The sequence below is a fragment of the Acinetobacter sp. ACNIH2 genome (assembly GCF_002934965.1).
Lineage (GTDB): Bacteria > Pseudomonadota > Gammaproteobacteria > Pseudomonadales > Moraxellaceae > Acinetobacter > Acinetobacter tandoii.
Genome location: NZ_CP026412.1, coordinates 442,344 through 468,698, shown reverse-complemented (window position 1 = coordinate 468,698; position 26,355 = coordinate 442,344). Strand labels below are relative to the sequence as shown.

23 protein-coding genes and 3 pseudogenes are annotated in these 26,355 nt (G+C 39.5%); 18 read left to right on the top strand and 8 right to left on the bottom strand.

The genetic code is table 11. The annotated features are described in order from the left end of the window. Nucleotides 1–213: 213 nt before the first annotated feature. The gene (gene trpS, locus C3F34_RS02190; protein WP_016165833.1) at nt 214–1,227 is read right to left on the bottom strand and encodes a tryptophan--tRNA ligase; all 1,014 of its coding nucleotides are present in this window, start codon (nt 1,225–1,227) and stop codon (nt 214–216) included. 198 nt (nt 1,228–1,425) lie between these two features. Between trpS and C3F34_RS02185 the strand changes: the two genes are divergently transcribed. From C3F34_RS02185 to C3F34_RS02130, 12 genes and pseudogenes are all read left to right on the top strand, one after another. Next, nucleotides 1,426–2,352 carry a DUF808 domain-containing protein gene (locus tag C3F34_RS02185; RefSeq protein WP_044740211.1) on the top strand — a complete coding sequence of 309 codons (927 nt, stop codon included), beginning with the start codon at nt 1,426–1,428 and terminating at the stop codon, nt 2,350–2,352. A 39-nt stretch (nt 2,353–2,391) separates the two neighbouring features. After that, nucleotides 2,392–3,303, top strand: a complete 912-nt coding sequence (locus C3F34_RS02180) for a neutral zinc metallopeptidase (RefSeq protein WP_044740210.1) — start codon at nt 2,392–2,394, stop codon at nt 3,301–3,303. A 647-nt stretch (nt 3,304–3,950) separates the two neighbouring features. After that, complete coding sequence (locus C3F34_RS02175) at nt 3,951–5,285, top strand: DcaP family trimeric outer membrane transporter (protein WP_044740209.1); 1,335 nt, start codon at nt 3,951–3,953, stop codon at nt 5,283–5,285. Nucleotides 5,286–5,853: 568 nt separating this feature from the next. Further along, nucleotides 5,854–6,114: pseudogene (locus C3F34_RS20510) on the top strand (DcaP family trimeric outer membrane transporter); the annotation flags it as partial. A 142-nt stretch (nt 6,115–6,256) separates the two neighbouring features. After that, complete coding sequence (gltS, locus tag C3F34_RS02165; protein ID WP_044740208.1) at nt 6,257–7,498, top strand: sodium/glutamate symporter; 1,242 nt, start codon at nt 6,257–6,259, stop codon at nt 7,496–7,498. Nucleotides 7,499–7,576: 78 nt separating this feature from the next. Beyond that, nucleotides 7,577–9,055 (top strand): alanine/glycine:cation symporter family protein, encoded by a 1,479-nt coding sequence (locus tag C3F34_RS02160; protein ID WP_044740207.1) that lies wholly within the window; start codon nt 7,577–7,579, stop codon nt 9,053–9,055. A 322-nt stretch (nt 9,056–9,377) separates the two neighbouring features. After that, nucleotides 9,378–10,307 carry a patatin-like phospholipase family protein gene (locus tag C3F34_RS02155; protein ID WP_228155323.1) on the top strand — a complete coding sequence of 310 codons (930 nt, stop codon included), beginning with the start codon at nt 9,378–9,380 and terminating at the stop codon, nt 10,305–10,307. 476 nt (nt 10,308–10,783) lie between these two features. Further along, nucleotides 10,784–11,308, top strand: coding sequence for an acyl-CoA thioesterase (locus C3F34_RS02150; RefSeq protein WP_016165841.1), 525 nt, complete (start codon nt 10,784–10,786; stop codon nt 11,306–11,308). A 155-nt stretch (nt 11,309–11,463) separates the two neighbouring features. Continuing rightward, nucleotides 11,464–12,045: a TetR/AcrR family transcriptional regulator gene (locus tag C3F34_RS02145; protein ID WP_044740206.1), complete on the top strand. Its 582-nt coding sequence runs from the start codon at nt 11,464–11,466 to the stop codon at nt 12,043–12,045. Continuing rightward, a complete protein-coding gene (locus C3F34_RS02140) occupies nt 12,046–13,251 on the top strand; it encodes an MFS transporter (protein WP_044740205.1) in 1,206 nt (401 codons plus the stop codon). Further along, nucleotides 13,251–14,144 carry a LysR substrate-binding domain-containing protein gene (locus C3F34_RS02135; RefSeq protein ID WP_016165844.1) on the top strand — a complete coding sequence of 298 codons (894 nt, stop codon included), beginning with the start codon at nt 13,251–13,253 and terminating at the stop codon, nt 14,142–14,144. The genes C3F34_RS02140 and C3F34_RS02135 overlap by 1 nt, the downstream gene beginning before the upstream one ends. Before the next feature lie 115 nt (nt 14,145–14,259). After that, a complete protein-coding gene (locus tag C3F34_RS02130; protein ID WP_104442278.1) occupies nt 14,260–14,871 on the top strand; it encodes a glutathione S-transferase family protein in 612 nt (203 codons plus the stop codon). Between the two features lie 76 nt (nt 14,872–14,947). Here C3F34_RS02130 and C3F34_RS02125 read toward each other — a convergent pair whose 3' ends face one another. Next, on the bottom strand, nt 14,948–16,573 hold the full coding sequence (locus C3F34_RS02125) for a bifunctional 3-(3-hydroxy-phenyl)propionate/3-hydroxycinnamic acid hydroxylase (RefSeq protein WP_044740204.1): 1,626 nt from the start codon (nt 16,571–16,573) through the stop codon (nt 14,948–14,950). A gap of 328 nt (nt 16,574–16,901) precedes the next feature. Next, the gene (locus C3F34_RS02120) at nt 16,902–17,111 is read right to left on the bottom strand and encodes a hypothetical protein (RefSeq protein ID WP_044740203.1); all 210 of its coding nucleotides are present in this window, start codon (nt 17,109–17,111) and stop codon (nt 16,902–16,904) included. A 636-nt stretch (nt 17,112–17,747) separates the two neighbouring features. Here C3F34_RS02120 and C3F34_RS02115 point away from each other — a divergent pair. Both C3F34_RS02115 and C3F34_RS02110 read left to right on the top strand, forming a co-directional pair. After that, a complete protein-coding gene (locus C3F34_RS02115; RefSeq protein ID WP_016165848.1) occupies nt 17,748–18,041 on the top strand; it encodes a hypothetical protein in 294 nt (97 codons plus the stop codon). A gap of 268 nt (nt 18,042–18,309) precedes the next feature. Continuing rightward, nucleotides 18,310–18,519 carry a hypothetical protein gene (locus C3F34_RS02110; RefSeq protein WP_044740202.1) on the top strand — a complete coding sequence of 70 codons (210 nt, stop codon included), beginning with the start codon at nt 18,310–18,312 and terminating at the stop codon, nt 18,517–18,519. A 128-nt stretch (nt 18,520–18,647) separates the two neighbouring features. Here the strand turns inward: C3F34_RS02110 and rsmD are convergent, their stop codons facing one another. Together rsmD and mrdA are read right to left on the bottom strand one after the other, a co-directional pair. Further along, a complete protein-coding gene (rsmD, locus tag C3F34_RS02105) occupies nt 18,648–19,202 on the bottom strand; it encodes a 16S rRNA (guanine(966)-N(2))-methyltransferase RsmD (RefSeq protein WP_104440998.1) in 555 nt (184 codons plus the stop codon). After that, the gene (mrdA, locus tag C3F34_RS02100) at nt 19,202–21,247 is read right to left on the bottom strand and encodes a penicillin-binding protein 2 (protein WP_416333086.1); all 2,046 of its coding nucleotides are present in this window, start codon (nt 21,245–21,247) and stop codon (nt 19,202–19,204) included. Before mrdA ends, rsmD begins: the two co-directional genes overlap by 1 nt. Before the next feature lie 252 nt (nt 21,248–21,499). On the opposite strand from mrdA, the gene C3F34_RS02095 reads away from it, so the two are divergent. The 4 genes from C3F34_RS02095 to C3F34_RS02080 all read left to right on the top strand — a co-directional run bounded on the left by C3F34_RS02095 (nt 21,500) and on the right by C3F34_RS02080 (nt 24,416). After that, complete coding sequence (locus C3F34_RS02095; RefSeq protein WP_016165852.1) at nt 21,500–22,027, top strand: hypothetical protein; 528 nt, start codon at nt 21,500–21,502, stop codon at nt 22,025–22,027. A gap of 59 nt (nt 22,028–22,086) precedes the next feature. Next, nucleotides 22,087–23,403 carry a hypothetical protein gene (locus C3F34_RS02090; protein ID WP_016165853.1) on the top strand — a complete coding sequence of 439 codons (1,317 nt, stop codon included), beginning with the start codon at nt 22,087–22,089 and terminating at the stop codon, nt 23,401–23,403. 85 nt (nt 23,404–23,488) lie between these two features. Beyond that, nucleotides 23,489–24,148 (top strand): adenylate kinase, encoded by a 660-nt coding sequence (adk, locus tag C3F34_RS02085; RefSeq protein WP_044740200.1) that lies wholly within the window; start codon nt 23,489–23,491, stop codon nt 24,146–24,148. Between the two features lie 85 nt (nt 24,149–24,233). Then, complete coding sequence (locus C3F34_RS02080) at nt 24,234–24,416, top strand: hypothetical protein (protein WP_044740199.1); 183 nt, start codon at nt 24,234–24,236, stop codon at nt 24,414–24,416. A gap of 51 nt (nt 24,417–24,467) precedes the next feature. Here the strand turns inward: C3F34_RS02080 and C3F34_RS02075 are convergent. The 3 genes and pseudogenes from C3F34_RS02075 to C3F34_RS02065 all read right to left on the bottom strand — a co-directional run. After that, a pseudogene (locus C3F34_RS02075) lies at nt 24,468–24,848 on the bottom strand (endonuclease III domain-containing protein); the annotation flags it as partial. A gap of 17 nt (nt 24,849–24,865) precedes the next feature. Further along, a protein-coding gene (locus tag C3F34_RS02070; protein WP_104442269.1) for an IS4 family transposase occupies nt 24,866–25,956 on the bottom strand; the annotation gives its coding sequence in 2 pieces (ribosomal slippage) (nt 24,866–25,416 and nt 25,416–25,956; 1,092 coding nt in all). Nucleotides 25,957–26,028: 72 nt separating this feature from the next. Further along, nucleotides 26,029–26,355: pseudogene (locus C3F34_RS02065) on the bottom strand (endonuclease III); the annotation flags it as partial.

The following is a 26,355-nucleotide window of genomic DNA, read 5'->3' as shown; positions in this document are numbered from 1 at the left end:
GTTCGGTTAAGGAGAAATGTTAACAATTTAGGATTTCCTAAATCATGGGAGAATGTTAATCGTAATGAGTCTCAAGGTCATGAGCAATCACGTTACTTCATGTTAAATCACGTTAATAATTGGAGAGTCTTGTGATTGGGGCGATGTTTTTTTATTCTAAAAAATTAAAGGCCTTATGAAAGACCTTTAATTTGCGATGTTACTCAAATGTATTTAGAAGTGGAATACACCTAAACCTGACTTCACTTCATCCAAAGTTTGTTGTGTAATATCTCGGCATTTATCTGTGCCTGCTTTCAAAATATCCATAATATAATCAGGGTCTTTGGCAAGTTCGATACGACGTTCACGAATTGGTCCGATTAATTCTTTCAACACACCTTCCAAGCGTTTTTTCACCGTACCATCACCTAAACCACCACGACGATAGTGTGCTTTTAATTCTTCGACTTCTTCTTTATTCGGATCAAAAGCATCTAAATAAGTGAATACGATATTCCCTTCAACTTGACCTGGATCTTCAATACGCAGGTGGTTCGGGTCGGTATACATCGCATTTACGGCTTTTTTAATGTCTTTATCGCTGGCATCAAGCACAATCGTATTACCTAAAGATTTTGACATTTTTGCCTTACCATCAAAGCCAGGTAAACGACTCATATTAGAGAGTAGTGCCTTACATTCTGGTAATAAGTCCTGACCGATTTGACGGTTGATGCGACGAACAATCTCGTTGGTTTGTTCAATCATTGGAATTTGGTCTTCACCAACAGGAACAACAGTGGCTTTAAATGCGGTAATGTCAGCAGCTTGAGCGACTGGATAACATAGGAAGCCTGCTGGAATATCGCGTTCAAAACCACGCATCTGAATTTCAGATTTAATGGTTGGGTTACGCTCTAAACGTGAAACGGTCACGAAGTTGAGATACAACATCGTAAGTTCATTTAACGCAGGTAAACAAGATTGAACACAGATGGTGGTTTTGGTTGGGTCAATACCAACAGCTAAGTAATCTGTTGCAACTTCAAGGATATTACGACGTACTTTTTCAAAGTTGTCGGCATTATCAGTCAATGCTTGTGCATCAGCCAATAAAAGATGTTGATGATGTGAATCTTGTAGACCCACACGTGAACGTAATGAACCAACAAAATGACCTAAGTGAAGTTGCCCAGTCGGACGGTCGCCAGTCAAAATGACTGGACGATTATCTTGATTACTCATTTTCTTTTCCAAAAAGTAGTGTATTTACTACATCTGCAGTCAATTAATGGGCTACATTGTACGGCATAATTTTTTTTAATGTCAGTCAGAAAAAAATAGAAGTAGAAAAAAATTAAATCCGAACATAAATCATCAGGTAAATACAGTTTTTTTCTTCAGATCCCATTAAAATAGAGCAAATTTCTTAGGATAAATATAATGGCAAGTAGCTTATTAATATTATTAGATGATATTGCGACCGTATTAGATGACGTTGCTGTCATGAGCAAAGTGGCTGCCAAGAAAACAGCGGGTGTTTTGGGGGATGACTTGGCGCTCAATGCGCAACAAGTCAGCGGTTTACGTGCAGAACGCGAATTGCCTGTAGTCTGGAGTGTCGCGAAGGGTTCTTTTGTCAATAAATTGATTTTGGTACCACTGGCGTTATTAATTAGTGTAGTGGCGCCGTGGCTGATTAATCCTTTATTGATGATTGGTGGTCTATTCTTATGTTATGAAGGTGTGGAAAAAGTTTTACACAGTTTGCAACATCGAAAGGCGACCAATGAGCAGGAGGCAGAAGAAGAACTTCACACTATTGAAACTGACCTCGTTACTTATGAGAAAGAGAAAATCAAAGGTGCGGTTCGTACCGACTTTATTTTGTCTGCAGAAATTGTGGTGATTTCTTTGGGTACAGTAGCAACAGCTACGTTTATGAGTAAATTGACGGTACTCAGCATTATTGCGATTGTAATGACTATCGGGGTATACGGATTTGTCGGATTGATTGTCAAAATTGATGATATTGGGCTGTACCTAACTCAACAAAGCTCGAATGCGAAACAGAAAGTAGGACGCTTTTTATTGGCTTTTGCACCTAAGCTCATGAAAACATTAACTGTAGTTGGCACAATTGCAATGTTCTTGGTGGGCGGAGGGATTATTAATCATGCGGTACCGCTTATCCATCATTTTACAGAAGATACAGTTGATCACTTAGAGTTAATTCCTAACTTTGGCAGTATTGTCGGTGCATTAACGCCAACTTTAATTAACTTGATGATTGGTGTTGCCGCAGGCTTGGCGGTGATTCTTGTACTAACTGTGTTTAAAAAGATTTGGCCGAACTCAAAACAGGCTTAAGCTTAAAGGGTCTACTTCATAAAAATAAGGAATAAGGCTATGCGTTGGAAAGGTCGTCGTGTCAGTAGCAATATTGAAGACCGTCGTGGCGGTGGTGCAGGTCGCAAAATGGGTGGCTTCAGTATTCTTGGCTTGGTGGTTGCATTTGTCGCGTGGAAATTTTTTGGAGTAGATCCGCAGCAGGCGTATCAAGTCACGCAACAAGTGACACAACAAGCTTCGGTCAGTACGGAAACCAAAGGTTTAGATAATCCAACGCCAGAGCAACAAGAAGCCATGGATTTTGTTGGAACAGTCTTGGCTGATACCGAAGACACTTGGAATGTGGTGTTTCAACAGCAATTGAATCAGCAATATACCGCACCAAAACTAGTCATGTTTACTGGGGCTGTGAATTCAGGTTGTGGTGCGGCACAAGCGGCTATGGGGCCGTTTTATTGTCCAGTCGATCAAAAAGTTTATATTGATACGACTTTCTTTAAAGATATGCGTCAGCAAATGGGCATTGGTGGTGAACAAAACCAGACTGAATTAACTCGTCAAGATCAAGCTGGAGACTTTGCTCAAGCCTATGTGGTTGCACATGAGGTTGGACACCATGTGCAGAACCTTTTGGGAATTTCTGATCAGGTTCATAAAGCACGCACGCAGACTTCGAAAGTTGAAGCGAATCAATTGTCCGTGCGTCAAGAATTACAAGCCGATTGTTTAGCAGGTATTTGGGCCTATCATAACCAACAGCGCACTCAATTTTTGCAACAGGGTGATATTGAAGAAGCGATGGATGCTGCGCATAAAATTGGAGATGATTACTTACAGAAGCAATCAACTGGGCAGGTTGTTCCTGACAGCTTCACCCATGGTTCTAGTCAGCAGCGGATGAAATGGTTTCAAGCAGGTCTTAAATCAGGCAACTTGAAAGACTGCGATACCTTTAATCAACCGATTTAGTCTTTAAGCGAATACAAAAGGCGTAATTAAAATTGCGCCTTTTTTTATACCACAAGGTTGTATTGAGCATGCATTGTATTCCAAAGCATTTTAGATCTTATGACTGACTTAAATATTGATGTTTAATTTTGGTTAGAGATGCTATAGCGAGAAGGTTAAAGCATTGCACACATGTGAAGTTTAAATGTCGTATTTACAGCAGTAGTTCGATGTTTGTATTGATGTTCTGACTTTGTTATTTCAGTAAATAAGCAGGATATTGTGAAATATGCGTTAAAGAATTACACGTGGAAATAGGAAATTCAAAGGTATTAATTTAAGAAAAAAGCACATCTAATAGGTTGATTTCAATACCTTAAAGGTATTGCTGTTGATGGGAATCATCAGTTTAGTTTAATCTCGTTTTTGAAATAATGAATTTAAATTCATTATTTGTGAATAAGAATTCGATACTTATATTGAAAAGACAAAGACTTAGTCTTAATTTCATTGCAAATGGAATGGTAATTTGTATAAGAAACAAAAAAATAGCCTTCGACTAAAGCATATATAGTCGATATAACACTTATCTGTCACATTTTGGCTCAAGAAATGTTCAGTGGAATGAACAAACAATAATTTAAACTGTGATGGATAGGGAATTTAGGATGACGACTCAAAAGATGTCTGTGCGTTTAAAAACGTTAGTATTAGCGATGGGTGTGGTTGCAGCAGGAACTGTACAGGCAGATACCAATACGGAAGTTGAACAATTACGTAAAGAAGTTCAAGAGTTGCGAGGCATGTTAGAGCAATATGCACAGCAACAAAAGCAAATGAACACGCAGCAGCAGAATTATCAGGTTCAGGCAACTGCTCAACCTGCACCTGCAAAACCAGTAGTAGAGAAAAAAGGCTTAGGGATTACAGTAGGTGGGGCTGAAGTTAATTTCTATGGCAATGTTCGCGCAGATGCGACTTATCAAATTGATGGCGGCCCAAGCAGAGCGCATCCATATAATCAAATCAATAAAGCTGCTTTAGACGGAGCACCAGGAAATAGCGATCTTTTCAAATCTACTTTAGCTGCAACACGTTTAGGTTTTGACTTTAAGACGCCAACTCAAGCGGGGGATGTTGCCGGTAAAGTCGAAGTCGACTTTTTGGGCAGCAATGATACTTTACGTATCCGTCATGCATACTTAACTTATGCTAACTGGCTCATTGGTCAAACATGGTCAAACTTTGCTGTGCCTGATTATATGCCAGAAACGATTGATGCTTTAGGCTATGTGGGTGGTGCTGTTAAGCGTACACCACAAGTACGTTATACCAGTACTTTTAGTCCAGAAACCAACTTGATCTTTGCATTGGAAGATTCTAAATATAGCGATAATTCGGGTACTACTTTAGGTTCAGATCCAGATAACCAAATGCGAATTCCAGCACTCACAGCACGTTTGAATCATAAATTTGCCAACAATGCAGGTATTATTTCAGCACGTACCATGGTAGCAGACAAGCAAACTTCTGATGATGAAAAAGTGGCTTGGGGCGTAGGCTTAGGAACAAAATATAATGTAACGCCAAGTACAACCTTAAAAGCTGATTACTACCATGTCAAAGGGGATAGTAGTTTTGTCTCTTGGTCGAACCCTGGTTATTCAATTGAAAAACCTGGTGGGAATATTCAACAAAGTGAATTTGATTCAATTACGGTCGGTATTACTCAGCAGTTTAATCCAAAGTGGCGTGGCACGTTGGGTTATGGTTATATGACTCATGATGAGGACTTGGATTATATTAATGCCTCAGCGAACCCTGCTGCATTAAACAAAGACTTATGGCAAGCTTGGGCGAATGTATTTTATAGCCCAATCAAACCAGTGAGTTTAGGTCTTGAATATACCTACGGTGAACGTGAAACATTCTCTACACCAACCTTAACTAGTAAAACAGGTGAAGAAAACCGTGTAAACGTGGTTGCACTGTATAATTTCTAAATATTCTGTTCAAACAAAAAAAGAGGCTTATGCCTCTTTTTTTGTTTATTTAAACAACTACTTAACCTAAAACAAAAGGTACAAAAAGAGAATTCCTGAACAAAAAGTAGATTAAATTAGAAACACTTAAAGTAGAGTTTAAAAAAAATAATAAGATTTTTAGTAAAAATTAAGCATAATGTTGCGCTTTCGTTTTTGATAGATATTGATTAAAAAATTGATATTGTCGTATAGCTCTATTTGTGTTTACCCAATGTAAATAGATTTATCACTTGCAAATTACCAAACGAACAAGGAGCTTAGAATGAGTTTATCCCTCATGAAGAAGCCTGCAATTCGTCAAAGTTTGGCAGTTACCATGGCAACTTTGATGATGACAGTGACTCATGCAGCGTCTGCTGAGCAAGAGGAAATTGCACAATTACGCGTGGATGCCGAAGCATTAAAAGCTTTGATTCAACAAAATTTTCCACAAGTAAAACAAGCACCATTGGTAAGCAACACAATTAAACTAAAAACGACAATATCTACAGTTGTTGAGAAAACACCGGTTCATTCTGCTACAACAACAGTAAACACAACTTATCAATTCCATCCTAAGGGTCAGAGTACTTTAGGAGATGACCTTATGTTGGCAAATGATACGAATAACTTTGCTGACAACTTAGCATCCACAGATACGGTACAGATTAAGACCTTGCAACAAGGTTGGCGCAATATGATGCCAGTCACGCTAGGGATGAAATATGTCTAAGGAAAGCGAGAAACTTTCGCTGGCAAAAAAGGGAAAGATAATCGCGTAGGTGCTATGGCACGATACAACTTCTAAAACTCTTGCTCTAAAGTCAAACTGCAAGCGCTTTGTACAAGCAGCGTGTTTCACTGTTTGTACAAAGCTTCTTACAGCTTTTTTGACATAGAGCGTTATTATTTATCTGTATAACAACAGATAAAATTGACGGACAAGAATTATGGCACTTACTTTTAATGCATTCTATACGCTGATCGCGGCAGTTATTGTATTGTTATTGGGTCGATTCCTTGTGAATCGCATCGACTTCTTACGTCGTTATAATATCCCTGAACCTGTGGCAGGTGGTTTAGTTGCGGCTGTTCTCTCTCTTGTTGTATACAACATTTGGGGGTTCAGCATTAGTACCAGTAGCGAGTTGCAAACCAGCTTTATGCTTATTTTCTTTGCTTCAATTGGTTTAAGTGCAAATTTCTCAAAATTAAAAGAAGGTGGAATGGGCTTGGTAATCTTCCTGATTGCTGTTGCTTCATTCATTGTGATACAGAACTTTGTTGGTATAAGTTTGGCGACTTTACTTGGGATTGATCCACTCATTGGCTTGATTGCAGGTTCAATTACCTTAACAGGTGGTCATGGTACTGCGGGTGCTTGGGGTGAAATTCTAGAAGTTAAGCATGGGATTCAAGGTGCATTGGCACTGGGTATGGCAAGTGCCACTTTTGGTTTGATCATTGGTGGTTTAATCGGTGGTCCATTGGCGAAAATGTTGATTAATCGCTATCAACTTGCTCAAGCCAATACAGATGCTCAGATCGAGAAACGTGATCATACGCCAATGACAGACCAAGAGGCGGAAGAGTCTGCGCCGTTTGAATATCCACATCAAGTACGCTTAATTACAGCAGATAATGCAATTACCACTTTAGGTATGTTTGCAGCATGTTTGGCTTTTGCCGAGTTCATGACAGGTTTTAGTAAGGGCACGTGGTTTGAATTACCAACTTTTGTTTGGACACTGGGTGGTGGCGTAATTCTTCGTAACATCCTTGAAGGTGTATTCAAAGTAAATATCTTTGACCGTGCGATTGATGTGTTTGGTAATGCATCACTTTCCCTGTACTTAGCAATGGCATTACTTTCGCTTAAATTATGGCAACTTGCAGACCTTGCTGGTCCATTGGTTGTCATTTTGGGTGCGCAAACCATCACTATGGCATTGTATGCAGCATTTGTGACCTTCCGAGTCATGGGTAAAAATTACGATGCAGCCGTACTTTCTGCAGGTCATTGTGGTTTTGGTATGGGAGCAACACCAACTGCTGTTGCCAATATGCAAGCCATCACCAACATGTATGGTGCTTCACATAAAGCATTTTTGATTGTTCCACTTTGTGGGGCATTCTTCGTTGACTTAATCAACGCAACTGTTATTCAAATTATTCTTAAGTTCTTTGCTTAAGAGAAAGTAAAAGGTCTTGGTCACAAGGCCTTTTTTGAATTGCGAAATACTATCTGCTGAGTCTTTAGGAATAAGGAAATGAACGAACAACTCAATGCCACACTGATGTCGTGGGTAAAATTTTTTAATGACCCTTTATGGGATTTCCTAGTTATTTTCTTACTGGCTGTCGGTATTTTTTATACGGTCTTAACAGGTGCAGTGCAAATTCGCATGTTCTTGCAAAGTATCCGAGTGATGAAAAGCAGTCGTACAGAAGGCGAAGATGAGCATGGTCTTACACCTTTCCAAGCATTTGTAACAGGTCTTGCGAGCCGTGTTGGGGTAGGTAACATTGCTGGTGTAGCAATCGCTATTGCAATTGGTGGTCCTGGTGCAGTGTTCTGGATGTGGGTAACCGCTGTTCTTGGGATGAGCTCGGCTTTTATTGAGTCTACGCTTGCTCAGCTCTTTAAAGTTAGAGATAGCAAGAGCAAACAGTTCCGCGGTGGACCAGCTTACTATATTACTCAAGGTTTACGTAGTAAAACCTTTGGTGTGGTTTTCGCACTAGCATTAATCTTTACTTACGGTTTTGTATTTAACTCAGTACAAATCAATGCAATTGCTAATGCATCTTCACATGCATGGGGTTGGGATAAAGCCAATCTTATTGCTCATTTAGGTGGTGTTGATTTAGAAATCTCTTGGGTTGGCCTTGCGCTTGTAGTTTTAGTGGCATTGGCAATTTTTGGTGGTATTAAGCGTATCGCTAAATTTGCAGAGATGTTTGTACCTTTAAAAGCAGGTCTTTACCTATCTGTTGCTCTCTATATTGCTATCAGTAACTATGCAATTTTGCCTGATATTTTAAAGCTGATTGTGACTGAAGCTTTCCATTTTAATGCTGCGGCTGGTGGTTTCTTTGGTGCTGCTATATCTATGGCGATGATGCAAGGGATTAAACGTGGTTTGTTCTCAAACGAAGCAGGTATGGGTTCTGCACCAAACGCAGCTGCTGCATCTGATGTAAAACATCCTGTAAACCAAGGTTTAGTACAAATGCTAGGTGTGTTTGTAGATACCTTCATTGTCTGTACAAGTACAGCAATCATCATTTTGGTTTCTGGTGTATACCAAGACGCAGGCTTTGTTGGTGTTGAATTAACTCAACGTGCATTAGAGACTCAAGTGGGACATTGGGGATCAGACTTCCTTGCTGTTCTATTATTCTTATTCTGTTATTCGGCTGTACTCGGTAACTATGCCTATGCAGAAGGTAATGTACAGTTTATTAATAACAACCCGAAAGTCATGTTCATCTTCCGTATTTTTGTATTGGTGATGGTGTACTTCGGTGCAATTGGTAGTGTTCCGCTCGTTTGGTCTATGGCTGACTTGTTTATGGGTATCATGGCAACCATTAACTTGATTGCAATTTTACTATTAACACCGATGGCACGCACATTGTTGAAAGATTACCGTGAGCAATTAAAACAAGGTATTAAAGAACCAGAATTTAAAATTGATAAATATCCGGAATTGAAGAAAAAAGTTGATTCAGATATCTGGTCATAAAAGAGATTAACTGATACTAAAAAAGCCAGTCTGCATTTGCAAGGCTGGCTTTTTTATTTTGCTGTGATGATCTGATTAGATAAAGGTTTTAACCTCACACATTGAAACCACATTGCAAAAATGCAGCACAGTCTTCATGATTTTACGTTTTTTATTCATTATCTTAATGAGCTAAGGTTTCATTTTTACGAAATGCAACAGTGAAACCATCTATTTTGCATAGAATAACTATGAGTCACGATCAGAGAGTTTACCTACCTTGAAACCGCTTCAATCTAGTTTAGTTATTGGCATTATTTTGGGAATGTTCTCGGGGCAGAGTATGGCTCAGTCATCATTATTGCCCTCTGTCCAGCCAACAACTACGCCTATAGTTGCTGAAGCTCAAGTGCAGGCGAATCGTATCGACTTCAAAAAACTCAAACAAACAGAACATCGTCCGATTGTGGCATTGGTTTTGGGTAGTGGCGGTGCGCGTGGTTATGCACATATTGGCGTGATTCAGGTGCTAGAGCAATACGGGATTCACCCAGATTTGATTGTGGGCACCAGTGCAGGCAGCGTAGTGGGTTCAATTTATGCCAGTGGGAAAAATGCCCAACAATTACGTGAGATTGCGCTGAATATGAAAGCCAATGATGTCCGTGATGTAAAACTGGCAATGACGGGTTTCTTTGATGGTCAAAAAGTTGAAAATTATGTCAATGAACAAGTGCTCAACACACCGTTGGAACTTTTAAAAACGCCAATGTATGTAGTGGCGACTGAGCTAAAAGAAGGTAAAAAAGTAGTTTTCAATTATGGTAATACTGGACAAGCAGTCCGCGCCTCAGTTTCTATCCCCAGTATGTTCATTCCTACAAAAATTGCAGGAGAGGAATATGTCGATGGTGGACTCGTTAGTCCTGTACCTGTGAATGTTGCTCGGGAATTAGGTGCAGATATTGTGATAGCTGTAGATATTTTGGCGCAACCTGAACATACCGAAACCAAGAATGTTTGGGGTCTCTTTAACCAAAATATCAACATTATGCAGAATCGTTTGGCTCAAGAAGAGTTAAAACATGCTGATATTGTCATTCAGCCAGATTTACGTGAAAAAGCACATATCTTTGATGTCAAAGGGCGTGAAGAAACCATGCAGGCAGGCATGAATGCTGCGGATAAACAATTAAGTAATATTCTGAAAGTCTTCGATCAACAGAATTATTCACGTGGTTATAAAATTCCTCAATATTCTGTTCAAAACTAGCTTTTGGCCGCTCAGAAACATTAGAGCTTATTGTTTTAATTCATTTTATCGAGCGCGTGAAAATGAGGACAACCATTAGGCTGTTTCATGTGGGGAGGCCAGTTAATTTAAGCAGAATGTCACTTTCAACTGATCTGTCTAAATTCATCCAATTTTAAAATTTTCAAAAACTTTCACTTTCTCATTTCTGCTGGTGGAGTGGTTTTTTCAGGTTCTAAGTCATTGAAATTGAACTTTGCAAAGATAAGGTCGGTGATTAAGTTATGATCATTATTGAATGTCTTTAATAGAAATATAATAAAATTATAGGCTTATATCAAAGTTGAGCGTATTAATATATATTTTACTGAATGATATGGTAATCACTATAAATAATAGTGATGACTTAATTGCCGATTTGAACATGTTATTTATGACAAAAGTTATATAATAATGCGTACATATTCTACTATCTTTGCAAGAGTCTAGAGAACGCGATGTCCCCATTAGATCAAATTACTCCAATTTTAGATGATCAGTCGGAGTTGACCATGTCTGTATTGATGACTCCAGATATGGCAAATTTCTCGGGTAATGTTCACGGTGGAACTATTTTAAAGTTGCTGGATCAGGTGGCTTATGCCTGTGCAAGTCGCTATTCGGGTAGTTATGTTGTGACACTATCAGTTGATAAAGTGAATTTTAAAGAGCCGATTCATGTCGGCGAATTGGTCACTTTCCTTGCCAGTGTAAACCACGTAGGCCGTACTTCTATGGAAATCGGTATTCGTGTAGAAGCACAAAATATTCAAAAGCGTACGGTACGACATACCAATAGCTGCTACTTCACCATGGTTGCAGTGGACGAAACAGGTAAGCCTAAACAAATTCCACCATTAGACTTAAGCAATGAATGGAAGCGTTGTCGTTTTGAAGCTGCAGAACAGCGCAAAGTGGCTCGTTTGCAGGAAAATCATCACCCTTCTTGCAGTATCTATAAAAAGTCTTCAGCAGCCAGTTAAAATTTAACTGTGTTCAAAAGCGAAGCCCGTGAGTTTATTAACTTACGGGCTTTTTTCTGTCTCTGACTTATAGTCCTTAGTCTTAATCCTCTAGTTTAGCCAGTGAAATTACATTAATATAAAACGATACGTATCGTTTCGATTTATGGTGGTTTATGTCTGAGTTAGAAAAATCTTCACGTCGTAAGCAATGTATCTTAGATGCTGTAATCAAAGCTCTAGAAGATTATGAATACAGTAAATTGACAATTGAAGAGATCGCTGCTCGGGCAGGCGTGGGTAAGTCCACCATCTACCGTTGGTGGAAACATAAATCTGATTTGGTCTTTGAAGCATTTAAGCAGGAAACGGCTTCGGTATTTGAACTGGATTATGCACAAAGTTTGGAATTTAATTTAAAACAACAATTACTCAAGTTATCGCATGCTTTAAATCGTCCAATAGGACGAGCGTTATTGGTGGTGTTATCCGAGCATCGTCAAGCCGCAGGGGAGTTTTTTAGCCAGTATTTATTACCCCGTCGTGAAGCGACCCGCAAGTTAATTCAATTAGCCATTCAAAATGGAGAGATTCGTGCCGATTATCCATTTGAACTGATGCTGGATACCTTATATGCACCGATTCATTATCAGATGATCTTCTTTAATCATCAGCCTGATGATGCTTATATTCAGGCATTGCTAGACATGGTACTACAACCTGCCCGTGTGAATGCTGACAAGAAAGTGAGTCCATAAATGAAATCGGCACTATGTGTAGACAGGCTATGGAATCGGGCATTTATATTTTGTGTTTTAAATAATCTATTTTTATTTACCTATTATTTTGCCCTGTTGGCAATTTTACCTGTGTACATCATGAAAGATTTGGGTGGCACAGTCAAAGAAGCAGGCTTGGCACTGACACTATTTCTGATTTCATCCATTTTGGTACGTCCATTTTCAGGACTGATTTCGGAAAAAATTGGCAAGAAGCTCAGTTTTCGTGGCTCAGAATTATTCTTTGTGCTGTTTGCATTTAGTTATTTATGTATCGACAGCATGTGGAGCCTGTTATTGGTGCGTTTTATTCATGGCATATGGTTCAGTATTTTAACGACAGTCACGGTACCTGTTGCCAATGAGTTTATTCCTGAGCAACGCAAAGGCGAAGGCATGGGCTATTTTGTCATGTCGACCAATTTAGGGGTTGTGTTTGGCCCCTTATTGGCTTTAACCATTACCCAATATGCCAGTTTTACAGTGTTATTTGCCATTTTATCGGGACTGATGACGCTAGGATTTATTTTCTGTTTGTGTATTCCTATTCATGATGAAGACAGCCAGTCTTTAGTCGAGCCATCATCTTCCAGTTTAACACTACACGATATTATTGAGTTTCGCGTACTTGCTGTGGGTTTGGTAGCACTTTTGACAGCATTTGCTTATTCGAGTGTGATGAGCTTTATTACAGCTTATACTGAAACCAAACAGTTGATAGCATACACCGGTAGTTTTTTTCTGGTCTTTGCCTGCTCCATGATTTTGGTTCGACCTTGGGTAGGACGTTGGTTTGACCAAAAAGGTGCCAGTGTGGTGATTTATCCGTCCTTTATACTATTTGCGATTGGTTTGGCGGTGGTGAGTCAGTTGAATCAACCGTGGGTGCTCTGGTTATCAGCAGTTCTCATTGGTATAGGTTATGGCACGCTATTTCCATGCTTGCAGACTGTTGCGATTCAGAGTGTACCAAGGCAACGGATTGGACATGCAATTTCGACCTACTTTACGTTGTTTGATTTAGGTTTAGCGGTGGGTTCCGTCATTATGGGCATATTAATTGCCTATTGGGGCTATGCCGTGACTTATCTGTTTTGTGCCATGATGACTTTAGTTACACTGATGGTGTATCGAGTAAAAGTGGCAGCTAAGGTTGTATCCGTTCAACAGGAAGGAGAACACTGATGGAATTACGTCATTTACGCTATTTTGTTGCAGTGGCTGAAGAGTTAAATTTTACCAAAGCAGCACAGCGCATGTGTACCGTGCAACCTTCTTTAAGCCAGCAAATTAAAGATTTAGAGCAAGAGGTTGGGGTGCAATTATTAGTTCGCTCTAACCGTAAAGTGGAATTAACAGAAGAAGGGAAAGCATTTTTAAAAGAAGCTTTGCTCAGTTTGGAACATGCAGAAAAAGCCATTCAGGATGCGCGTAAAGTCGCAAATATCAGCAAAGACCAATTGCATATTGGTTTTGTACCTGTAGCAGAAATGAAAATTTTTCCCTATATCATGCCCAATATTCGGGCGCATTTTCCTGATTTAAAAATTCATTTCCATAGTTTGACTGATGCAGATCAATTCAGAGCCTTAAAGAAAGGCGACATTGATATTGCTTTTACCCGTTATGTTGATGAATCGAGTGAATTGGAATTTGTACAAATCTTTAATGAACCATTGGCACTCATTGTGCCTAAAGATTCAGCCGCAGCAGCACAGCGTCACGTTAGTATCAAAAGTTTTAATCAGCAAGATTTTATTATCAGCGATGAAGGGGCTTCGCCTCAACTTTATAAAATTATTCAGGACTTTTTTAAACAATCCAAGCTCAATGTAAATGTAGTTCAGCATTCAACCAACATTCTTTTAAATGTGAATTTGGTGGGAATGGGCGTAGGTTGGAGTTTGGTGCCTGCTTATGTGATTCCCTTATTGGGCGATAAAATTGTGGTAAAAAATACCATTGAACCTTTGCCGACCATTGGTTTGTATGCCAGCTATCGTAAAGAGCAGCGTAGTGAAGCGATTGAACTGATTTTAAAAATTTTAAAAGAACAATTTTATACTGGAATTTTCTAATTCAGCACTGAAAATATGCTCCAATTCTAGGTCATGGATGACAGAATCGCCACGCAGTGATGAGCTAAGCTATGCTAAGGTAGCGCAAAATAACAACAGTGGAGCAATAACAATGATGCAGCTTTATACCAATCCGCAATCTCGCGGTAATATCATTTTACCTTTCCTCAAAGAGCTAAAGATTGAAGATCAGGTAGAACTGATTAATATCAGCTATGAAGAGATGCATCAGGCAACGTATTTAGCCATTAATCCCATGGCAAAAGTACCTTGTTTGAAAGATGGCGACATTGTCATCACTGAAGTACCTGCAATTATTGCCTATCTGGCAGATAAATATATTGAGCAGGGTTTTGCTCCCGCACTGAATGATCCGAAGCGTGGAGCTTACTTAAAGTGGCTGTTCTACATTCATGGTCCATTAACTGAATATATGGACATCAAAAACTTGAATGTTGCTGATGATCTGATTGAAAGTAAGAAAATGGGCTTAAGTTTTGGCGATGAGCAACGATTATTCCAATTTTTAAAGCAAGGTCTAAGTCAGGCAAACCCTTATTTACTTGGAGAAAAGTGCACCGCGGCAGATTTATATTTGGCATATTGGTTGGTGTATGCCATGTCGTTTAAGTTGATTCCGTATTTTGAAGAAGCGAAACCATTTTTAAGACAGATGAAAACTCGAGCTTCGCTAGAGGGAATAGCTTGGTTTGATGCCTTTGAATAATTGTTTTGATGAATGACAAAGCCCAGAATATGTTCTGGGCTTTGTCATTTTACAGGGGGGAGATAATTCAAATAACTTAAGCTTTGCTATGTAGTTTTGAGAATAAGGCTTGGCTAATTTGATCTACACTTTGTGGAATTGCAAGGGCTGCTACAAAGCGATCAGGGCGTAAAATCACCATAGAGTCATTGGTACGACCAAACCAAGTCCGAATATCAGTCCCAATATCGCCAACACAAATGACACCATCGTATTGTTTGCGATTTTCGTTTTGTAGCTGAACAGCAGGTAAAACCTGAATGAATTTCACACCCAATTTTTTCCATTGCTGCAAGCTTGTCTCAGACAATCCCCATTGCGGGTCTACACCCCAAGCCAGAATCGCAAAGTCATTGCCAATGATTTCATCTAATAAAACTTGTTCACCAGAAACCAATTCAACTTTGGGCTGAATAAACATTTTACCAACAGGTGAGTTTTTCAGCTTATTTTGAATCAACACGCCATCATGGTATTGCGGCATAGGTTTAAAGCGCATTTCCAATAAGTATTGTTTAATTGGCTTAATATAATTAAGTGCATAAGCAATTCCATCACGGACAAAACCTTGCCATTTTTTCGGTGGTGCCAATACATGACCTGCCATAACCGAAAGATCAATCATCGCCTTGGCATGATCTTTACGTTCAATTTGGTATGAATCTAAAAGTTCAGGTCCAGCTTTTCCTTTTACGACCAATGCCATCTTCCAGCCTAAGTTAAAGGCATCTCGCATACCGCTGTTATAACCTTGTCCTTGCCAGACAGGCATAATATGGGCAGCATCACCTGCCAGTAAAATACGATCTACACGGAATTTGTCTGCAATACGAGCATTGTGGGTATAAACACGTTGACGGATTACTTCAATATTTTGAGTATTGGGTAATACTTTTGCCAAAAGTTTATTGATGTTTTCTGGTTTGCTGAGTTCTTCTTGAGTTTCACCAGGCATCACCATAAATTCGAAACGGCGAATACCATGCGGTAATGCAGCGGATACATATGGGCGTACAGGGTCGCAGCATAAATAGATATGTGGCGTTGCCAATGGATCATTTTCAATATCAATCACAATCCATTGATTTGGTGCAGTTTTACCATCGAAGCCGATATTTAAAGTACGACGCACAACAGAGTTACCGCCATCGCAAGCAATCAGGTACTGAGCTTTAACGACTTCATTTTGTCCCTGCTTATTTTGCATTTTAAGCGTGACAGATTGAGCATCTTGGCTAAACTCAGTCAGTTGACGAGAAAATAGCACTTGGGTTTGTGGGTATTGCTTTAATCCTTGAAGCAGTACATTGTCGACTTGCGGTTGAATAAATGCATTTCGACGTGAGAAACCAAACTCGCGAGTTAAAGGCTGAATATCGGCAAAACAATGACCTTTTGGGGTCAAAAAGCGCATAGCATGATTTGGGGTGGTGTGCGGTAAAACTTGCTCAACCAGTCCAAGTGATTGAATCGTGCGCAAAGCTTCATCATCAATACCAATGGCACGCGGATAATCGATCAGTTGATCCAGTTGTTCAATGACGGTGACTTGTACTCCTTGCTTGCTTAAATAATTTGCAAGCGTAAGCCCTACAGGACCAGCGCCAAGGATTGCCACTTCAGTGGTAAATTCAGTATTTTTTGTGCTCACAGCGAATTCCATTCAATCAATTCACAATGAGGCTATTAACGGTGAAGAGAGGGCTACAAACAAGCTATGCCATAGTGGATAGCGAGTATTAAAGTGACCTAAGTCCATTTTTCAGCTTTTGTTATTACGTTGATTTAAAAAGATTTGTTTTGATTTTGATGATAGTTGATGTCGTGGGAATCATCGTAATTAACTATATTTATGATTCAGATATTCGAGAGGATCATGCATTTTTGAGGAGATTCAGGCGAGACAGAATACTCTGAATCACCTGAAAATTTCTAAGACCTTCGAGTGAATGAGGTGGAGTGAAGGTCTTAGAAAACTGGTGCACTAGGCCTTATTGTGCTGGCGTAGCTTCACTTGCTGAATCTACAGCAGGTTGAGTGGTGGGTTGAGCAGCCGTGCCTTCAGTTGCAGAAGTTGCGGGTTGTTCTTGGGTTGAAACAATGACTTTCTCTTCAGTTTGAGGCTGTTCAGTAGTTGCAGCAAAAGTTGTGGTTGCGGCAGCAGCAAATGTTGTTGCAAGTAGGATATGAGTTAATTTCATAATAGGCATCCTGTGTTATTAACGAGATAAAATTAAAGATGTTCTACTTATCATCACTTAAGTCAGAACAGGACTCATGCTAAGTATTCACAGGCGTTCAATCAATTAAAACAACAAAGCGAAACAGAATGAATTACGTGAATAATACAATAATGTACAAACTGTGTAGCTAGGGTAACAATGAGGTGAAACTGTCATCAGGATTTGTATTTAAATATTTCAACAGCATGTCATCAAGCAATTTTCATTTACTTAAACTACACAAAACGGGTAGGTAGAAGCTGTTTAATAGAGGGATTACTCACGGGAGACTTGTAAGAAATTATTTCGTATTGGGATGTATTGAATAGAAATTAAATAGATTCAAAAGGACCATATTTTTGAAAATTAGTTTAAACAGATGGATGCCCCAATTTGATTTATACGGGGTTATATGAGTTCCATTTACATGAACAATCATCTGGTAAAAGGTTTTCAGATGATGGAATACCTTTATTTTTAATAAATCAAAATCTAGTTATTAAGAGATAAAAACACATTTATTTGTACATAACAAAAAAAGAACAAGTAGCTGATTTTTTATCCATACTTATCCTGAATAATGAACAAGTACACCCAGTTGACAAGGGGAGCATTATGATAAAACTAATTGTGTTATCCACTTTGTCGGTCATCATGTTATCGGGTTGTGTTTGGTATGACGATGATTGGTATGATCATGATCATCGTTATTCGCATGACTATGATCATCGACCCTCTTATGGCTATGAATGGAATGGACGTCCAGATTATAGACCTCCGCACAATCGCCCTCCAGAGCATCGTCCTCCAGAAAATAGACCACCAGAACACCGTCCACCTGAAGGTCGACCGCCAGATCATCGACCTGATAGACCATACTATAAGCAGACTCGGCCCTTACCACATTAGTTGCATTTTGAGGTCTTATGCTTGGGTTAAATAAGGCTTGTCGCCTTATTTAACTGTATTAAACGTAAAAGGAAGGAGATGTTCTAAGAACAATAAAAGCAAGCGCCAGCGCGCCAATCGTAGATTAACCTCTATATCGCAATTTCTTATAAGCGGTAGAATTGGCATTTTTTAAAAAATAGTACAAAAAACGCACAAATCAAGGGATTATAATTTGGATTAAAGGTGAATAATACAGACTCGACCCTAGAGAAAAAGGGGAAGGAAAATGATAAAAGCAACCTTATTGCTTGTAGTGATTACAGGCTTGATGATGGGTTGTATGTCACCTAGCACAAGCATGGATCATTCAAATACCAGTCCAATGCTTCAACAAACTGATTATCAATCAGAACCATCTCATCAAAAATATATGAACGATAAAAATGGTTCATCTCCCAAAGTTGAATTTATCCGATACCCTTTAATTGATTTATGAGTATCATTGCACCAGATGGGGATAGTTTTTCCATCTGGTTTTTATTTTTAAAAACAATTACTTATATGTTTTTTATCTTAAGCTAGTCGAAGTAAAGTACAGATAATAAGTATAAAGAAAAGTGTATTTTAACGACCTGCCACTTTTTTATATAAAGCTGCTCGAACTGTACCTGCTTTGGTTTGCTTTATAGCGTGCCAACTGTGCGGTAAATTCAACATGTTGAGCTCTCGGTCAGCCTCTATATAAATTAGGGCATTTTCAGTAATCAACGGATCAGCCAGTTTGGCCAGTTCTTCCCAAAGATTTAAGCTATATGGTGGATCTAAAAACACTAAATCAAAACTAGATTTTAGGGTGGGAAGGGCCTGTTGAGCAGTCGCCACTTTTAATTCGCAGTTTTCTGCTTTTAATAACTGAATATTTTGTTTTAAAAACTGCGCTTGAGTTCGGTCTGGTTCAATCATGGTTACATGCTTGGCACCACGCGATAAGGCTTCAAAGCTTAAAGCCCCTGAGCCTGTACAAATATCTAAGACTTGAGCATTTTGAATATCCCACATTAACCAGTTAAACAGTGTTTCGCGAACGCGGTCAGGAGTCGGGCGTAATCCTTCAATACTGGCAAAAGCGAGTTGGCGGCGCTTCCACTCTCCGCCAATAATTCTGAGTTGATTTTTCATTATTCGACATCATCCGCTGCAGCCGCAGGAGCAGCTTGGTTGGTAGGAGTAGCTGCATGCTGAGCTGTATGAGTAGTTGAACTTGTTGGTCGTGCTTGAGAGCCTATCGTTGAGGACGCTGGAGCTGTGCCAGAACCACTTGGCAATTCGCCTGGTTTAATTCCAGCAGTCATTAAGCCACCGCTAATTTGATGACCTTCTGGTTTAATTGGGTTCTTTTTACGTTGTAACAACCAATAGTCAAAGACAGGGCGGGCCAATTGTGCAGCAGAACCACCATGACGACCATTTTCCCACACAACAGCGATGGCAATTTCAGGATTTTCAGCAGGTGCAAAACCAACAAAAAGTCCGTGGTCTAACTGACGCTCGGTCAGTAAAGCCTCATTATACTTTTTCCCTTGCGCAATACTTTTGACCTGGGCTGTACCTGTTTTTCCAGCAATTTTATACATCGGTGTCCGAATACCACGACCTGTGCCTGTTTCAATAACATCTACCATGGCGTCACGCATTTGAACCCAGTCTTCATCTTTACCGTTAAACTGAATATGTCCATCTGGAGCATTCAAAACTTTATGTGGTTTTGCCCCTTTGCTGACTTGTAACACATGTGGAATTACATGTGCCCCATGATTGGCTGTAATGGCGGTTGCCATAGCAAGTTGTAACGGCGTTGCGGTAAAAGCACCCTGTCCAATACTCACAGAAATCGTTTCGCCTTTTAACCATTTACTTTTACGGGTACGCATTTTCCAGTCAGGATTTGGGTATAAACCTTCACTTTCACTCGGTAAATCTACCCCTGTTTTTTGACCGAAACCAAATTGGCGCATCCATGAATTCATTTTCTCAATACCCATACGGTAAGAGAGCACATAATAAAATGTATCGCAGGAAACGACTTGGGCCTTATGAAGATTGACTACACCATGCCCCGATTTTTTCCAGTCACGGAATTTATGAGAATCGCCAGGTAAGGTAAAGTAGCCATGATCGGAAATTGCAGTCCCCCAGTCGATATAACCATAGTGGATACCCCCTAAACCAAACATTGGTTTAATGGTTGAACCCGGTGGATAAACGCCTTGTACCGCACGGTTATAAAGTGGCTGATCTAAATTGTCGCGTAATCCACTATAGTCAGTATGACTAATCCCGGTTACAAACAGGTTAGGGTTAAAGCTTGGACTGGAAACCAGCGCTAGAATTTCACCTGTACGAGGATCCATCGCAACAATGGCACCGCGTCGACCTGCCAGTTGTTCAGTCGCAACAGTCTGCAAGCCATAATCCAGAGAAAGGTATAAATCATTGCCACGAACGGGTTCTTTACGTCCTAAATGGCGTAGAACATTACCATGTGCATCGGCCTCGACAGATTCATTCCCTGGTACGCCATGCAAGAGTTCCTCATAAGATTTTTCTACCCCAATTTTCCCAATCAGGTTGGTTCCCGCATACAAGTCCTTATCAATACTTTTTAGTTCTTTGTCATTAATACGCCCCACATAACCAATCACATGGGCAAACAGCTCACCATGTGGATAATAACGGGTCATTTGAGTTTCGATATTGACCCCAGGGAACTGGAATTTAACTTCACTGAATTTGGCAATATCAGTTTCAGTTAAATTGAGTTTGATCGAGACACGTTCGGTTTTCTTCGAGGTTTTAATACGTGACAGGAAGCGTTCAATATCTTCGTCGGTCAGATTTAAAATTGGTGTAAGACGCTTAACAGTATCGTCAATATCTTCCACATCGGCACGACTCATGGTCGCGGTAAACACTGGGTAGTTATCGGCTAATAAAATACCATTGCGGTCATAAATATAACCACGCGCTGGAGCAAGTGGTTGAAGTCGAATACGGTTTTGATCTGATGCCGTTGAAAACTGTTGGTATTGCATAATTTGCAAGTAGGCATAACGTGCCACCAACAGCAACATAAAAAAGCTGACGATCCCGACAGAGATTAATACTCGATTGCGATAAATGCGCTTTTCTTGTTGGACATTTTTTAAAGGAAAGTGCTGCTTCATACGCGATTGACTTACACAGTGGGGGAGAATCAGGAAGGCGCTATTCTAACTCAAGTCACAGGCTTTGATAATGCTTATCTGCTGGAAGTGGGCGGGGGCTAGGTTGTTTAATTGCAACAGTGTGTTTTGACTTTATAGACAGTAAAAAGATCAGGTGTTGTATATAAGAATAGAAACAATTCTGTTAAAGTCAAAAACATGCAAAAAATTTGGAATGCATGCACAATTAAAATAAGGACAAAGGTGACAATAATGACAAGAGTTTATCCCTTGTTAGCATTGATAACATTATTCAATACAGCTTATGCGCAAGATCATCATTATTTACCAGATGCGAAATTGCCTCCTGAAAGTGTCAGCACATGGAATCTGGGAGCAGGGGTAACCCAACAACTGATTCATTTAAATACAGAATGGGTTAATCCTTATGGCATAGCCTATGCCAAAGTGGGTTTTTTTCTTACCGATGATTCCCCTTTTGGAACACAAATAGGTTTTAGATATCCTTACTATTTCACAGGAAAGGATAAAAACGGGTATTATGTGGGTGCCTATGCAGGTCATATTGCCAGTAAGCAAGTGGATAATAAAGATGAAACACGCTTAGGTGCAGGTGTAGATCTTGCATATGTTTTATTAAACAAAGATCGCATTAGTACATTCAGTGTCGGGCTTGGGGCAGGAGAAGAATTAAAAAATCGTGAGGGTGTGGTTGTAGAACACATAGAACCGAAAATACAATTCTCTTATACATTAAGTATGGGCTTAGGCAGAAAATAACCTGTTTAAAAAATTAAGAATTAATCTCTGTTATTTGGTCATTATTTTGGAAAATATGCATGCTTGAGTACATCAATCAGTTGTGGCAAACCTTTTTGAATCGTCCCGATTTTTGGGCTGTGCTGAGCATTATTCCTGTAACTGCTTTTGTAACTTGGGCACATGTTTGGATGGCACTCAAAATGGTGTTCTATCCAATTACTTTTTGGGGTTTTCATTTAGGTCCATTGCCTGTGGGTTGGCAAGGTATTGTGCCACGTAAAGCAGGACGCATTTCAGGCATTATTACGGATAATACATTATCTAAACTGGGTTCTTTGCGCGAATTTTTAGATGCCATGGATCCGGAAGATATGGCGCGTATTATTGGTGAGCAGGTTGGCTTTGAACTGGAACATCTGATTGATGAAGTCATGGTCGATCGCAATGCGGTACTTTGGGAAAATTTACCATATTCGATTAAACGCCGAATTTATGCACAGGCACATAAGCAACTTCCAGAGGTGTTGAAAGAACTGGTAACAGAATTAACGGTGAACGTCGAGTCATTGGTAGACATGCGAGAAATGGTGGTCAGCCAAATGGAAGGTGATCGTCGTTTAATGGTGCGTATGTTCTTAAAAGTGGGACAAAAGGAAATCAATTTTATTTGGCATATTAGTGCCCTAATAGGAATGTTTTTTGGTGTGTTCCAAATGATTGTGTGGTTTGTCGTGCCTTGGCACTGGACAGTCCCATTTTGGGCATCGGTATGGGGATTTTTAACCAACTGGATTGCAATTTGGATGGTCTTTAACCCGATAGAACCGCATTATGTTCGTTACCCACAACTCACTGAATTAACTAAAGATCGTAAGTTTCCTTGGGTGAAACCTGTCTGGCCGAGAATCGGAACGTATAATATCCAAGGCGCGTTTATGAAGCGTCAGGAAGAAGTATCGGATGTATTTGCCAGTGTCGTTACTGAAGACTTGATTACGTTAAAATCTATCATGACTGAAATGATGTATGGCACGAAAAAAGACAAAACTCGTCGTATCGTCAAACGGCATATTAACCAAATTATGGAAACTCCACTGGTTCGCACATCATTGCAGCTATCTTTAGGGCCAAAAGAGTACGCAAAACTCAAGACGGACTTGATTGATCGCTCAATTGAAATTACGATGGTGCCAGTATGCGACCCTGCGTTCAATGCGAGCCGTGCACAGAAAATCTTTCAAATGTTCCGAGAGCGTATCCGAGAGTTAACGCCGAAAGAGTTCCAGAACCTGTTACGTCCTGCATTTCAGGAAGACGAATGGATTCTGATTGTATTAGGTGGGGTCACTGGATTTATAGCTGGTACAATACATTTGTTTGTGGCTTTCTTATAATTAGATACTCATGCTGACTGTTTAGATCTGCATAATTGTTGGCTCGAAGTATCATACATATTGTTTTAAATGAGGATGTTTTTTTATGCGCATTATCTTACTCGGACCACCTGGAGCAGGTAAAGGTACACAAGCTCAGTTGATCTGTAAGCGCTACAATGTCCCACAAATTTCAACCGGTGATATGCTCCGTGCTGCAATTCGTGAAGGTACTGAATTAGGTCTTAAAGCTAAAAGCGTAATGGAAAGCGGTGGTCTGGTTTCTGATGAACTGATCATTGGTCTTGTGAAAGAACGTATTGCTCAACCTGATTGTGTGAACGGCTGCATTTTCGATGGTTTCCCTCGTACAATTCCACAGGCTGAGGCTTTGGAAAAAGAAGGCATTAACATCGATCACGTGATCGAAATTGATGTACCTGACGAAGAAATCGTTCAGCGTTTGTCTGGTCGTCGCCAGCACCCTGCATCTGGTCGTGTTTATCATGTTGTTTACAACCCACCTAAAGTTGAAGGCAAAGATGATGAAACTGGTGAAGACTTGGTTCAACGTCCAGATGACCAAGAAGAAACTATTCGTAAGCGTCTAGGTTCATATCATACAGAAACTGAGCAGTTGGTTGGATTCTACCAAGGTCGTGCTGCTTCTGGTGAAAATGCACCGACTTATGACAAATTAAATGGTTTACGTGCAATTGAAGACGTACAAAAAGATTTGTTCGCAATTTTAGATCAGTCAAAATAACTCAAACCTGAATTTTTGACTTTAAAAGAGTCCTAAGTCATATTAGGGCTCTTTTTATTTGTCCTAAATTTTTGAGGATACGATTTTGTTAAAAATTGGTTTATTCATTTTAGTGTTGGCATGCTTGGTCATGTTACTGGGTTTGTTATATATCAGCTTTAAAATGTTAAAAGAAACCCAACAAAAGCAAAAAGAAGAAAGTAAAACTGCGGAAAAACCCCAATATCAGTTACATCCGAAATTGAAACAAAAACAGTCGAAAAAATAAGAGTGTGATTTTGAGATAATAGCGTATCTTGTACTAGATCCGCTGCGCTTCTTAAATGTTATTAACAGGAATTGCGCGTGCTGCACCAAATTCAAAACGCTCTGGCCAATTACATACATCTGAAACCACGCATTCGGCACACTTGGGTTTACGTGCGATACAGCAGTAACGACCATGTAAAATCAGCCAGTGGTGCGCATCGACCATAAATTCTTTAGGAATAACTTTGACTAGTCGGTGCTCAACTTCGAGGACATTTTTTCCTACTGCCAAACCTGTCCGATTGCCTAATCGAAAAATATGCGTATCCACCGCCATGGTGGGATGTCCGAATGCAGTATTCAACACCACATTTGCAGTTTTACGTCCAACTCCAGGTAAGGCTTCTAAGTCGGCACGATTATTCGGCACTTGACTGTTATGTCGTTCAACTCTGTACACGACAAATTTCATAGGGCCCTTGTCCTATCAGGCTTTTTCTTTCTTAAAATTGCTAGCACTTTCTTAAATTCTTCTTTTTTTCCAAAACCAATCAAACGTAGAATAGCCATCTGAACATAGTCCAAACCGTAGCGAAATAAACTTACTGAAAGTCGTCCATGCTTCTTTAGTTTTATCGCTTTTTTTCGATCATGTTGCCATTCACCTGTTAAATAGCACCAACAGAAACCGATCGCTAGCACTGCTATCAATTTCTTGACTCGTCTAGGGTCTGTTAAACGAGTATTTTCAAGATTGAATCCACGTCCTTTGAGACAACTAAATAAGGTTTCGATTTCCCAGCGTAATGCATAATCACCAATAGCAGAAGCATTAAACATAGGAGAAACAACAAGTAAAAGTTCTCCATCTTCTAATCGTAGCGCACTAATATACAGTTTCACTCGACCAACCCAAATACGTCGTTTACGACATTCTGTTTGACCAACTTGAAGATGACGAAATAAATCACTAATTTTATGATTCTTGGCTAAGTGATTGGTCACAATAAAGTTTTTTTAACACGTATACAGAAGTTAATGTCATTTTCAATTAACCATGTAAACCATTTCTCACCGATAAATTCTCTGTCTGCGAACACATTCACAATACGATCTTTACCAAAAATGGAGATAAAGCGTTGAATCAAAGCAATACGCTCTTTTGTATCTGAATTTCCACGTTTATTGAGCAATGTCCAAACAATAGGTATCGCTATTCCACGATAGACGATGGCTAACATCAAGATATTGATATCTCGTTTTCCCCATTTCCAGTTGGTTCTATCCAAAGTTAATTGGACTTTATCGAATGAAAATATATTGAAAATTAACTGAGAAATTTGACGATAATCGAAATACTGATCTGCAAAGAAGCGTTGTATACGTCGATAAAATGATTGTGGTAAGCACGTGATGGGTAAGGCTTTAGATGCAGAAGAAAGATTACATGTCTGTTTTACAATTAATGCCAGCATAATCAGTGTAAAACATTTTACACGTGACTTGTTCCACTTTAGATATTTGTTTAAGATGAGATGTAACTCATTGAAATGTGTCATCATATTCGTCGTCAGAAAACAAGTATTATGCCATTATTTCAATGAGTTGTCTTTTTTTGTCGTGTACAAAGGTCGTTCAATTAAAATTTGGCAGGTTTTAATGACATTTTCAGCTTTGGAATTATATAAACCAATGGTTCTGATGTATTGCTTGAGTCCTTCAACACCTAACCCCAAAATGGTTTCAGGTGTATTAGCGATTGGAAACAATTTATCTGTGGCTTTATTGACACTGACATCAGTGGCCTGAGCTGACAGGGTTACCGCAACTAATAACTCAAACGGTGTAGAAAAGTTTAACTCCGTTGTCGGGTTGGGGCGCTGATCGCGTAAACGTTCAAAGAAGGTTTGAATTTGCTTCTTGGTCATGTTTTTAACGGTAGAGGTTTTGGTCACCAT